Genomic DNA, 11,965 nt, shown 5'->3' with positions numbered 1-11,965 from the left:
TCGGTCGTGAAGAGTCTTAGGGAGTCGCCAAACCGGCGATGAAATCGATGCTGGTGCGCACATCCGCGAGTGGGCCCTGGCCCTCTGCCGGGTTCTCGGTCAGGATCGTGTCCTGCTCGAGCACGTAGTAGCCTGCATAGCCGGCCCCTTCGAGGAAGGTGACAATCGCCCGGATGTCAATGTCACCGGTACCGAGCGGTGTGTACAGGCCCTGGCGCACCGCATCGGTGTAGGTGAGTTCCTTGCGCTGCACCTTCTCGGCCAGGGCTCGGCGCACGTCTTTGAGGTGCACGTGGCTGATCCGAGTGGCGTTGTCGCGGGCCAGTTCGACCGGGTCGGTCCCGCCGATGAGCAGGTGTCCGGTGTCGAGGCACAGCCCGATCTGTGAGCCGTTCAATACCCGCTCGACGTCATGGCTCGATTCGATCATTGTTCCGACGTGGGGGTGAATCGAGGCCACCACGCCGCGGGCGGCCGCGGTCTGCACGAGCCGATCGAGGTTGGCGAGAAGTGTGTCCCATTCCTGCTCGCTCAGCGTCGGGCGGGAGTCGTAGCCGACCTGACCGGTGTCGGCCGAGAGAACGAGGCGGGTCGCCCCCGCTGCCAGAAACGAGTCGAGTTCAGCCTCGATAGCCGGAACCGGGTCGTTTCCCGCGTCGTGCAGCACAATCGGAACGAAACCACCGACGGCCTTCAGACCGGCAGCCGCCAAGGTTTCGGCCTTGTCGATCGGACCAGACGGAAGAAAACCCTCGGGACCGAATTCGGTGGCCACGACGCCCAGTTCGCGCATCTCACCGAGAACACGCTCAGGCGCGAGCTGAAACCCCCAGTCGGGAACCTCGCAGACGCCCCAGGAAATGGGTGCGGCAGCGATGCGGCTCAGGAGATGAGCGGATGCTTCGGCCACGGTCATCGCCTGACTTCATCGAGGCGCACCAGGCGTCCCTCGGCACGGGACAGTTCGGCGGCCTCGGCGATGTACAGCGCTTCCAGTGCATCCCGAGGGGTGCACGGGCTAACGGTCTCGCCCGCGGCGACGGTGACGAATCGGGCCAGCTCCGCAGCGTAGGCGGGAGCGAACCGCTCCTGAAAGTTGGGCCAGGCAGACTCTCTGGGAAAGCTGACGCCCGGCTCTGCACTGGTCAGCGGAACGCGCTCGTCGATTCCGACCGAACGGTTTCCGAGGCTTCCGGCCAGTTCCATGCGCACGTCGTAGCCGGCACCGTTGTAACGTGAACCCTGCACGGTAACCAGGGTTCCGTCATCGAGTGTCAGCAGAGCAGCGGATTCGTCAACGTCACCGGCAGCACCGAAGAAGGAGGCGCCGCGGTTGGCACCGGTCGCGAAGACCGTAGCGACCTCGCGGCCGGTGACCCAGCGCAGAATGTCAAAGTCGTGAATGTGGCAGTCGCGGTAAATTCCTCCGCTGGTGGGAATGTACTCGGCCGGGGGCGGCGTCGGGTCGCAGGTCAGCACGTGCATCCGTCGCAGTTCGCCGATGTCACCGTTCTGCAGGGCACGCTTGGCCTCGGTGTAGCCGGCGTCGAAACGGCGCTGGAACCCGATCTGAACGGGAATGTCGTGACGCTCGACCTCCTCGACGAGCGCGATACTCGAGCTGAGATTCTCGGCGAGGGGCTTCTCGCAAAACGTCGGGATGCCGGCGCGCACGGCCCGCACGATGAGCTCGGCATGGGCCGAGGTCGGCGCGGCGATGACGATGCCGTCTGGCTTCGAGGCGAACGCCTCGTCGATCGTGGCGGAGGCCGAGCCGACCGAGGCCGCCGCGGACGCAGCGCGGGCCGGATCGAGATCCGCGATCAGCAGGTCGGTGACTCCGGCCTGCGTCTTCAACGTGCCGACGTGAGAGAGCCCGATCCTGCCGGCTCCCAGAACTACGAATCGCACTCTATAGCCTCCACAGTGAGTTTGTTTTAATGTCCTAATGTTGTCTCTTTTGACCACGGTATACGCTTGCCCAACGGTCGTCAAGGCTTTGTCTTGACATACTTACAAATCTTGGTCGGATGAGCTAGGACCCCAGATAGGGGCGTTGATTCTCACGTTGCGCCACATAATCACGGCGCGCCTGCGTCGTGCTGTCCAGGGCCGACACCTCGGCCACGGGAACGTCCCACCAGCTCTCCGTGTCCGGTGAGAACAGCAGGGGGTCACTGTTGACATGAATGAGCGTCGCTGTCACGGAGGCCTTCGCCCTGGCCACGGCCGCGGCCAGATCAGCGATGGCGTCTGGCCCGGGCTCGACCCTGATCACTGAAATACCCAGGCTGGCCGCGTTGGCCGCCAGGTCGATCGGCAGCGTCGCATCCGTTTCAAAGTTGTTGTGGGCCGTGTCGCGAAAACGATACTGCGTGCCGTACCGTTGCGACCCCACGGTGTCACTCAGATGACCGATCGAGGCGTAGCCGTGGTTCTGCACCAGCACGATGATGACTTTGACGCCCTCAGCCACCGCCGACACGATCTCGGTGTGCATCATGAGGTACGAGCCGTCGCCGACCATGACGATCGCGTCACGGTCGGGGGCAGCCCGGCGCACGCCGATGCCCCCGGCGATCTCGTAGCCCATGCAGGAGAAGCCGTACTCAACGTGGTAGCCGAGTTCATCTCGCACCCGCCACAGCTTGTGCAGGTCGCCGGGCAGCGAGCCGGCCGCGCAGACGACCACGTCGCGCGGGTCTGCGGCGTGCTGCACCGCGCCGATGATTTCCGACTGGGCCGGCAACGGCCGACCACTCGGGGTGACGGCCGCGTCGACCACCGCGTTCCACTCCGCTTTCTCCAAGCGGATGCGATCGGCAAATTCTGCGTCGACCCGGTAGCGATCGAGACTCTCGGTGAGTTCCAGCAGCGCTTCCCGGGCATCCGCTACCACCGCGATGGCTGCGCCATGTTTAATCGCGTCGAAGGACGCCACGTTGATGTTGACGAAGCGCACGCCGGGATGCTGGAACGCGGTGCGGCTGCCGGTCGTGAAGTCACTGTACCGAGTGCCGATTCCGATGATGAGGTCGGCGTCCCGGGCGATGCGGTTGGCGGCTGTCGTTCCGGTGGCGCCCACGGCGCCGAGGCTCTGCGGGTGGTCCCAGACGAGGGAACCGACGCCGGCCTGCGAGGTGCCAACCGGAATGCCGGTGTGCAGGGCGAAGGCGGCGAGCGCCGCTGCGGCGTCGGAGTAGATGACGCCGCCGCCGGCCACGATCATGGGGCGCTTGGCCTCACGGATGGTGCGCACGACCTGGTCGATGACGCCCCGATCCGGCCGGGGGCGACGGATGCGCCACTCCCGATCAGCGAGAAACTCCACCGGCACGTCCAGAGCCTGTGCCTGCACGTCCTCGGGGAGGCACAGCGTGACGGCGCCGGTTTCCACCGGGTCCGTCAGCACCCGCAGGGCGCCGATCGCGGCCGAGAAAAGCTGTTCGGGGCGCTGCACCCGGTCGAAGAAGCGCGACAGCGGTTTGAAGGCATCATTCACGCTGATGCTCGCGTCGTGCGGCAGTTCCAACTGCTGCAGCACCGGGTCGGCCACCCGGGTGGCGAAGGTGTCGGACGGCAGCAGCAGCACGGGCAGCCGGTTGATCGTGGCAAGGGCGGCCCCGGTCAGCATATTGGTGGCACCGGGGCCGACCGAGGCGGTGCAGGCGAAGGTCGACCGACGTCGGCGCATCCGAGCGAAAGCCACCGATTCGTGCACCATTCCCTGCTCGTTGCGCGCTTGATGATACGGCATGAGGGTTGGGTCGTCCACGGACAGCTGCTTGAGGGCCTGGCCGATGCCGGCGACGTTTCCGTGTCCGAAGATGCCGAAGGTGCCCGCGATCGTGCGTTGGCGCACATCGCCGTCCACGGTGTATTGGTGGGCGAGGAACTCGATGAGTGCCTGGCTGACTGTCATGCGTCGGGTTGTCACGCTGGTGTGTCCTTTCGGAGTACTGCGGGTTCTGAAGTGTAAGGAAGTCGGGAATCGAACTCCTGGCCCGACCAGGTGCCCCGAATCCAACCGTGCGCCGGATCATCGCTGATGCGCCACGAGCGGTCGGGGTCAGAGCCGGCCATCACGTTGAGGTAATAGAGGTCGTAGCCGGGCGCTGCAACGCAGGGGCCGTGCCAGCCGAAGGGCACGAGGGCAACGTCGCCGGTGTGCACTTCGGCCGAGATGTCGATATCTCCGGCTTCGGATGAATAGGTGCGCATGAGACCGAACGGGCGCGCCATCTCCGGCGCGACCTGGCCTCGGGTGACGTTGCTCTCGAAGTAGTAGATCTCCTCGAGCCTCGACTCCACGCCCTCCCGGTACTCGTCGTGCTTGTGCGGCGGGTAACTCGACCAGTTCTCGGCCGGCGTAATCACCTCACACACGATCAGCCGGTCGGCCGCGAGACTGGCCGGGGTGCCGAAGTTGTGTACCTGCCGGCTGGAGCGACCCGCCCCGCGCAACTCGATCGGGACATCCGCTTTGGGAATATAGGCCACCGGAAGCGCCTGATCGGTCGGCGCTTCGGCCACCGCGATCCGCCCAGCGCCTTCTATCGAAAGAGCCGTGCCGGTGGGCAGGTAGAGCGTGTCGGTCGGGCCGTGAAAAACGGATGCCCGCCCAGCGAGAACCTGCACTCGCGGCTCGGTCTCCCCCGCGAGGGTGTAGCGCACCGTGAACGCCCCGGCGAGGGGAACCACGATGCGTTCTACGCCCTCGGCTGCCAGCGACACGGAGTCCCCCGCGACTAGGGCGGCGACGCGGATTCCGGTGTAACGCCATCCGCTGATTGCGGTGTCGACGACGGTTTCCCAGCCGTCACGCTCGAGGGAGCCCCGGGCGTAGAACCAGTCGCGCGGGTGAGGGGCAGCGGATGGCGTTGTCATGTCGTGGCCTAGGCGTTCTGCGGGAAGCCGAGGTTGATGCCGCCGTGGCTCGGGTCGAGCCAGCGGCTGGTGATGGCCTTGCCGCGGGTGAAGAAGTGCACACCCTCGACGCCGTGGGCCTTGGTGTCGCCGAACAGTGAGTTTTTCCAGCCGCCGAAGGAGAAGTACGACACGGGCACGGGGATCGGAACGTTGATGCCGATCATGCCCACCTCGATCTCGTTCTGAAAACGGCGGGCCGCGCCGCCGTCGTTGGTGAAGATGGCGGTTCCGTTGCCGAAAGCTCCGGAATTGATCAGGTCGACGCCCTCTTCGTAGCTCGCCACGCGTACCACTGAGAGTACCGGTCCGAAGATCTCCTCCGTGTACGCCTTGGAGGTCACCGGGAGGGCGTCGATCAGGGTCGGGCCGAGCCAGAATCCGTTCGGGTCGCCGTCCACCTCGATGCCGCGGCCGTCGACGACGATCGTGGCGCCGTCTGTGGCGGCGATGTCGATGTAGCTGGCGACCTTGTCGCGGTGCACCTCGGTGACCAGCGGGCCCATGTCGCAGGAACGACGGCCGTCGCCGACGGTAAGGGTGTTCATGCGGGTGACGAGCTTTTCGATCAGAACGTCGGCGACGGGTTCGACCGCGACGATGACACTGATGGCCATGCAGCGCTCCCCCGCGCTGCCGAAGCCGGCGTTAATGGCGGAGTCGGCGACGAGGTCAAGGTCGGCGTCGGGCAGCACGAGCATGTGGTTCTTTGCTCCGCCGAGAGCCTGCACGCGCTTGCCGTGGCGTGTACCGGTCCCGTAGACATACTGGGCGATCGGGGTCGAGCCGACGAAGGAGATGGCCTTCACGTCGGGGTGCTCGAGCAGGCCGTCGACGGATTCCTTGTCACCCTGCAGCACGGTGAACACACCGTCGGGGAGTCCGGCTTCCTTGAGCAGCTTGGCCATCCAGATGGCCGCGCTCGGGTCCTTCTCGCTGGGCTTGAGGATGACGGCGTTGCCGGCCGCGAGGGCGAGCGGGAAGAACCACATCGGCACCATGGCCGGAAAGTTGAAGGGGCTGATCACGGCGACGACGCCGAGGGCCTGGCGGGTGGAGTAGACGTCGACACCGGTAGAGACATTCTCGGAGTAGTCGCCCTTGAGCAGGTGCGGGATGCCGCAGGCGAATTCCACGACCTCCTGGCCACGCGATATCTCGCCGAGGGCGTCGGAGAGCACCTTGCCGTGCTCGCTCGTGATGATCTCGGCCATTTCACCCTTGCGGGCGTTCAGCAGTTCGCGAAAGCTGAACAAAACCTGCTGGCGCTTGGCGATCGACAGGTCGCGCCAAGCAGGGAAGGCGGCCTTGGCGCTCGCGATGGCGGCCGCAATCTCGGCCTGGTCGGCGAGCGACACGTTCTTGCTGACCGTGCCGAGGGCAGGATCGAAGACCGGCGCGGTGCGGCCGGAAGTTCCTGCTTGTTCTTTTCCGTCGATCCAGTGCGCAACGAGGGCCAGGTCTGTTGCTGTTGTAGGCAAAGTGAACTTCTTTCTGAACGAGAGTGGATAGGAGTTTTAGGCGCCGTGCACGAGCTCGGCCGCGGTATCGATGGCCGCCTCGACGTTGCCGTCGCCCGGGTAGAGCAGGCTGCGGCCCACAACGAGGCCGCGCACGCCGGGCAGCCCGAGGGCGTTCCGCCAGGAGTCGAACGTTTCTTCCTGTTCGCCGACCGGGTCACCGCCGAGGAGCAGGGTCGGCAGGGTGGTGGCGGCCATAACGCGAGCCATGTCGGCAACGACCGGCAGCTTCAGCCACGAGTAGGCGCTGGAGTTACCGAGGCCCTCGGCGATGGCAATCGAGAGGATGACGGCATCCGTTGTGAGGTCGTTCTTGACGCGACCATTGGCCCAGGAGCTCATGAACGGTTCGAGCATGATGGGAATGCCGCACTTGGCCGCTTCGCTGACGGCGAGCGCTGTCGCCTCGAGGGTAGCCAGCGAGCCGGAGTCTTCGAGGTTGATCCGCACGAGGTTCTTGGCGAAGTCGAGCCGGTCGCGCTTGATTTTGTCGATGTCGTAGGCGGTGTAGCGGTCGTCCATCTCGAACGACGAACCCCAGAGCCCGCCGCGGTTCATCGAACCGACCACGATCTTGTCGTCGAGCAGACCGAGAAGGGCAAGGTCGTCGATGATGTCGGGGGTGCCCAGCACGCCGTCGACGCCCGGGCGGGAGAGCGCGGTGGCGATGCTTTCGAGCAGGTCATAGCGGTTGGCCATGGCGTTGGCATCGTTGCGCACACCGAGGGCACCGCGGGCGCGGTGGTCGGCGGCCACGATGAACAGGCGCCCGTCGCCGCGAATCAGCTCGCGGCGGGTGCGGCTGGCAAGAATTTCGCCGATGCGCTCGGGCTGCGTCGCGCGGGCATGCCGCAGGGCGTCGAAGTCCAGCGTGGTCATGCTGGCAGTCCCTTCAGTATTTCTTCAACGTCTGTGGTCGTGGGCATTGCTGTCGAGCATTCGCGGCGGCCGGCCACGATGGCGCCGGCCACGTTGGCGAATTGCAGAATACGGCGCAGCGGCCAGTCCTGCAGCAGTCCGTAGCAGAGCGCCCCGCCGAAGCTGTCGCCGGCGCCGAGGCCATTGACGACGTCGACGAAGTACGGCGGCACCTCGACGGTTTCGGTGCGAGTCTTCGCGAGTACGCCCTTGGGGCCCTGCTTGACGATGGCCAGTTCGATGCCGCGTTCCAGCAGGGCGTCGGCGGCCCGAAGCGGTTCGGTCTCGCCGACGGCGACTTCACACTCTTCCTTGTTGCCGACGGCAACAGTCACCTGGCCGAGCGCGAGCGAAACCTGAGCGCTCGCCTCTTCGGGTGAGGCCCAGAACATGGGCCGGTAGTCCAGGTCGAGAATTGTCAGTGGGCTTCGGCCGCGGGCTTGCCAGGCTGCGAAATGAGCGGATCGGCTGGGCTCTTCGCTGAGGCCGGTCACGGTTGACCAGTAGATGCGGGCGTTTTTGACGGCTTCGAGGTCGAGCTCGTCTGCATTGATGACCAGGTCGGGAGCTTTGGGTGCCCGGTAGAAATAGAGCGGAAAGTCGTCGGGCGGAAAGATCTCGCAGAACACGACGGGGGTGTTCAGGTCGGGCACGCCGGAGACGTACTCGTCGCTCACACCGAGGCGGCGCAGCTCCTGGTGAATGTAGTTGCCGAACGGGTCGTTTCCAGTGCGGGTGACCACCGCTGAGTTCAGTCCGTGGCGGGCAGCCGCGACGGCAACGTTCGTGGCACTGCCACCGAGGTACTTGCCGAAGGTCGAGACATCTTCGAGGCCGACGCCATCCTGCAACGGGTAGATATCAACGCCGACGCGCCCGATTGTGAGCACGTCGTGGGGGGATCGCGGTGAAGTCGTCATACGCCGATGTACAACTTTCTGAACTAGAAGTGGTCGGCTTGTCGCCGTTCCTCCACAGTAGCGCCCATTGCGCTTAATGTCATGACATATTCACAATAAGTTTTTCAGAGCCAGCGGGGTGCCGCCGGAACGGGTGTCTCAGCTGAAGAAATGCTCCGCGTCGTTCGCCCCGTCGCCCGCCCGTGAGGTTGGCGAGGCTCCCGGAGACAACGCTCGCAGCGTCGTCATCACCGATGGTTGTCGCGTAGGGTGCAGCGACGACTAAACGGATGCTGCCCGCCGGCCACAAAGGCTGTGGCTGCTCGCGCATCGGCCAGCTCGGTGTCGATGGCCATGGTCGCGTCATTGCTCATGACGGCAACGGTACGGCACTGCCACGGATAAGGAGACCGGCACGAAAAAGCCCCCGGAACCAAGGGTTCCGGGGGCATCTGTTGCGGGGGCAGGATTTGAACCTACGACCTCTGGGTTATGAGCCCAGCGAGCTACCGAACTGCTCCACCCCGCGCTACAAGTACAAATTTAGCACACCCTGAAAGCTCGGTTGACCACTTTGGGTTGATATCGCCAATTGGGCACCGAATCTGCATCTCTAATGGCATCAAACACCATGGAATGGCTCGCCGCAAGGAAAATATTCAAAAGCCCCCTCCCGCGGCGCAGCGCACAAAGGCCGCAAGCCCCCACCCGAGACGGGTGAGGGCTTGCGTCCGGTTGTTCGGGGTCGAACTACTCGCCGAGCAGGGCGAGCATGCTCGCGATCGTCTGGGAGAGCTTCGCGTCCGCCGTGCCGTAGTCGGCGAAGTTGCCGGCGGCGAGTGCGGTTGCCTTGTCGGCAATCGCGGTCTTGGCGACGGCGAGCAGCGACTTGAGTTCAGCATCCGTTGCCGGATCACCGGTCGAGGTGCTGGGCACGTCCGTGCCCGTGGCCGGCGTCTCACCGGTCGCGCCACCCGTGGCAGCCGTGTCCGGTACAGCCGTGTCACCGGCCGTGGCACCAGAGTCGCCGCCGAACAGTACGTCGAGGGCACCGTTCAGGGTATCTTCGAACGCGATCTGATCACCGAAGGCCACGAGCACCTTCTGCAGCAGCGGGTAGCTGGTCTCACCCGTTGACTTCACGTAGACCGGCTGCACGTAGAGCAGTCCGCCACCGACCGGGAGGGTCAGCAGGTTACCGTTCAGCACGGTCGACGATCCCTGCCGCAGCAGGTTGAGCTCGGTCGAGACGGTCGGGTCGGCGTTGAAGACGTTCTGCACCTGGCCGGGACCGGGCACGGTGCCGTCCTTGGGCAGGTTGAGGAGTCTCAGCTGGCCATAACCATCCGCTCTGACACCGTCTACTGATCCAGCGTCGGCGTCCACGGCGAGGTAGCCGTAGAGCACGTTACGACTGGATTCACCGGTCGCTTCCGGCTGGAAAGTGGAGTACATCGAGAACGACGGCTTGTCCGATCCGGGTACCTGCATGGTGAGGTAGTACGGCGGCTGCAGGGTGGGGTTGGTCGCGGGCGAGTCGGGGTCGTTCGGCGAGATCCACGCGTCGTCCTTGGAGTAGAACGAACCCGGGTCGGTGACGTGATACTGGCCGAGGATGGCCCGCTGCACCTTAAACAGGTCGGCCGGGTAGCGCACGTGGCTCATCAGGTCGCCGCTCATCTCGCTCATGGGCTTGAGCGTGGAGGGGAAGATCTTCTGCCAGGTCTGCAGCAGCGGCTCGGTGTCATCCCAGGCGTAGAGGGTGACCTCGCCGCTGTAGGCGTCAACCGTGGCCTTGACCGAGTTGCGCATGTAGTTGATGCTGTCCAGCGCATACGGCTGAGCCGGCGTCTGCGTGTCGGCGATGGCGTCGCTCAGGCTCACCGGGGTCGAGTACGGGTAGCTCGCCGACGTGGTGTACCCGTCGACGATCCACTTGACCCGACCATCGACGACCGAAGGGTAGGCGTCGGAGTCCAGTGTCAGGTACGGCGCAACTTTTTGCACGCGGGTCACCGGGTCACGATCGTAGAGAATCTCTGACTTGTCGTTGACCGACGCGGCCAAGAAGATCTGCTCGGACTGGAACTTGAGCGCGTAGATGAGCTTCTTGAACGCGTTGTCGAGTTTCGGTCCGCCGTCGCCGGAGAACGTCGTATAGGTCTGCCCGGCACCCTCGGTGCCCGACGGATAGTCCAGCTCGATCGGATCGACGCCGTCTTCGGCGCCGACGATGGAGTACTCGGGCGAGGTCTCGCCGAAGTAGATGCGCGGTTCGAAATCGCCGAGCGCACCGCTCGTGGGAATGCCGGATTCGAGGAACACGGGCTGCCCGTCGACCGAGCGCTGGTTGCCGTAAGCGGCCACCACACCATAGCCGTGGGTGTAGACGGTCTTCGAGTTGACCCAGGTGTTACCGGTGTTCAGGCCGTCAAGGTTGAGGTCACGAACGGCGACGACGGTGTCTTGCGACACGCCGTCGATCATGTAGCGGTCGACATCGAGATTATTCGGGAACTGGTAGTACTGGCGGAACTGCTCGAGCTGGCCGAACGAGTCACTCACCAGTGCTGGGTCGAGGATACGGATGTTCGCGGTGGTCGCGGCGTCGGCACGCAGGGCGCCCGGCTCGGCGGTGGTCTTCGCGTCGTAGGCGATCTCCTCGATGTTGGCGACGCCGTAGGCATCACGCGTGAGGTCGATATTGCGCTCGATATACGGGGCCTCGAGGGCCTTGGCGCTCGGCTCCACCTGGAAGCGCTCGACGACCCAGGGGTAGAGCGAGCCGATCAGCAGGCTCGACACGATCAGCAGCGCGGTTCCGATGACCGGCAGGCGCCAGCGGCCGATGATGGCCGTGAGAATGAAGAGGAGGGCGACGACGGCGGCGATGCCGGCCAGAATCGCACGGCCGGGGATGGTGGCGTTCACGTCGGTGTAGCCGGCACCGGTAATGAGCGAACCCTGGTTGGTGAGGGTGGAGTACTGGTCGAACCAGATACTCACTGCCTGCAGCAACAGGTACAGCGCCGCAGTGACGGCGATCTGCACACGTGCTGCCTTGGAGATGAGCACCTCGCGGCCGGACACCCGAATGGAACCGTAGAGGTAGCTCGTCGCGACCGTGACGAGGGCCGCGATGAGCACCACAGCGGATGCAAAGGCGAGCACGGCCTGGTAAAACGGCAGATCCATCAGATAGAAGGAGATGTCGAAGTTGAACTGCGGGTCAACGCGCCCGGTCTCGGTGCGGTTGAGCCACATGAGCACGGTCTGCCAGCGGGTGGCAGCGGCCACACCGGCGAAGAGGCCGAGCAGGGCGGGGATACCGTACATCGCAAGGCGACGCAACGGCTCAATGACCTGCTGGTAGCGATCAAGCTGCGAGTTGAGCTTCGCGTAAACCGGGCGCAGGCGGTAGGCCAGCTGGATGCTCACCCACACCGGCACGGCCATGGCGACGAACCCGATCAGGAACAGCACGGTGCCGGCGATCCACTGGGTGGTCAGCACATTAAGGAACCCGAGTTGGTCGAACCACAACACATCGGTATACAGTCCGGCGAAGATAAAGAACAGGATCACCAGCCCTGCGATAATTGCTGCGGTGATTGCTAGCGGGGCTCGGCTGCGCCGTGGGGCGTTGTCGGCTGCTGATGAACTCACGAATTGGCCTCTTGCGCTCAGTCGTTGGGTACAGGG

At 64.8% G+C, this 11,965-nt stretch carries 9 protein-coding genes and 1 tRNA gene; all 10 read right to left on the bottom strand.

What is annotated here, in order from left to right; genetic code table 11:
- Positions 1 to 16 precede the first annotated feature (16 nt).
- Entirely contained in the window at positions 17 to 916 is a 900-nt protein-coding gene (locus E3T29_RS15380) for a TIM barrel protein (RefSeq protein WP_134346449.1), read from the bottom strand.
- On the bottom strand, positions 913 to 1,911 hold the full coding sequence (locus E3T29_RS15375; RefSeq protein WP_134346448.1) for a Gfo/Idh/MocA family oxidoreductase: 999 nt from the start codon (positions 1,909 to 1,911) through the stop codon (positions 913 to 915). Before E3T29_RS15375 ends, E3T29_RS15380 begins: the two co-directional genes overlap by 4 nt.
- Before the next feature lie 124 nt (positions 1,912 to 2,035).
- Positions 2,036 to 3,922 (bottom strand): 3D-(3,5/4)-trihydroxycyclohexane-1,2-dione acylhydrolase (decyclizing), encoded by a 1,887-nt coding sequence (gene iolD, locus E3T29_RS15370; RefSeq protein ID WP_134346447.1) that lies wholly within the window; start codon positions 3,920 to 3,922, stop codon positions 2,036 to 2,038.
- An 11-nt stretch (positions 3,923 to 3,933) separates the two neighbouring features.
- Positions 3,934 to 4,887 carry a 5-deoxy-glucuronate isomerase gene (iolB, locus tag E3T29_RS15365; RefSeq protein ID WP_134346446.1) on the bottom strand — a complete coding sequence of 318 codons (954 nt, stop codon included), beginning with the start codon at positions 4,885 to 4,887 and terminating at the stop codon, positions 3,934 to 3,936.
- A gap of 8 nt (positions 4,888 to 4,895) precedes the next feature.
- Positions 4,896 to 6,407, bottom strand: a complete 1,512-nt coding sequence (locus E3T29_RS15360; RefSeq protein WP_304997043.1) for a CoA-acylating methylmalonate-semialdehyde dehydrogenase — start codon at positions 6,405 to 6,407, stop codon at positions 4,896 to 4,898.
- Between the two features lie 36 nt (positions 6,408 to 6,443).
- On the bottom strand, positions 6,444 to 7,325 hold the full coding sequence (locus E3T29_RS15355; protein WP_134346445.1) for a class I fructose-bisphosphate aldolase: 882 nt from the start codon (positions 7,323 to 7,325) through the stop codon (positions 6,444 to 6,446).
- Complete coding sequence (gene iolC, locus E3T29_RS15350) at positions 7,322 to 8,284, bottom strand: 5-dehydro-2-deoxygluconokinase (protein WP_134346444.1); 963 nt, start codon at positions 8,282 to 8,284, stop codon at positions 7,322 to 7,324. The genes E3T29_RS15355 and iolC overlap by 4 nt, the downstream gene beginning before the upstream one ends.
- Positions 8,285 to 8,511: 227 nt before the next feature.
- Positions 8,512 to 8,637, bottom strand: coding sequence for a hypothetical protein (locus E3T29_RS20500; RefSeq protein ID WP_255575332.1), 126 nt, complete (start codon positions 8,635 to 8,637; stop codon positions 8,512 to 8,514).
- 81 nt (positions 8,638 to 8,718) lie between these two features.
- A tRNA-Met gene (locus E3T29_RS15345) sits at positions 8,719 to 8,792 on the bottom strand.
- A 221-nt stretch (positions 8,793 to 9,013) separates the two neighbouring features.
- Positions 9,014 to 11,929 (bottom strand): UPF0182 family protein, encoded by a 2,916-nt coding sequence (locus E3T29_RS15340; RefSeq protein ID WP_241987848.1) that lies wholly within the window; start codon positions 11,927 to 11,929, stop codon positions 9,014 to 9,016.
- Between the last annotated feature and the right edge of the window lie 36 nt (positions 11,930 to 11,965).

Origin of the sequence: Cryobacterium sp. TMT1-66-1 (genome assembly GCF_004403435.1) — a bacterium.
Taxonomy (GTDB): Bacteria; Actinomycetota; Actinomycetes; order Actinomycetales; family Microbacteriaceae; genus Cryobacterium; species Cryobacterium flavum.
This window is presented reverse-complemented; position numbering and strand designations above follow the sequence as displayed.

Bases quoted from the DNA above. Each gene is read 5' to 3' on its own strand.
- E3T29_RS15380 (WP_134346449.1), bottom strand. From the start codon at position 916: ATGACCGTGGCCGAAGCATCCGCTCATCTCCTGAGCCGCATCGCTGCC.
- iolD (WP_134346447.1), bottom strand. From the start codon at position 3,922: ATGACAGTCAGCCAGGCACTCATCGAGTTCCTCGCCCACCAATACACC.
- iolB (WP_134346446.1), bottom strand. From the start codon at position 4,887: ATGACAACGCCATCCGCTGCCCCTCACCCGCGCGACTGGTTCTACGCC.
- E3T29_RS15355 (WP_134346445.1), bottom strand. From the start codon at position 7,325: ATGACCACGCTGGACTTCGACGCCCTGCGGCATGCCCGCGCGACGCAG.
- iolC (WP_134346444.1), bottom strand. From the start codon at position 8,284: ATGACGACTTCACCGCGATCCCCCCACGACGTGCTCACAATCGGGCGC.
- E3T29_RS20500 (WP_255575332.1), bottom strand. From the start codon at position 8,637: ATGAGCAATGACGCGACCATGGCCATCGACACCGAGCTGGCCGATGCG.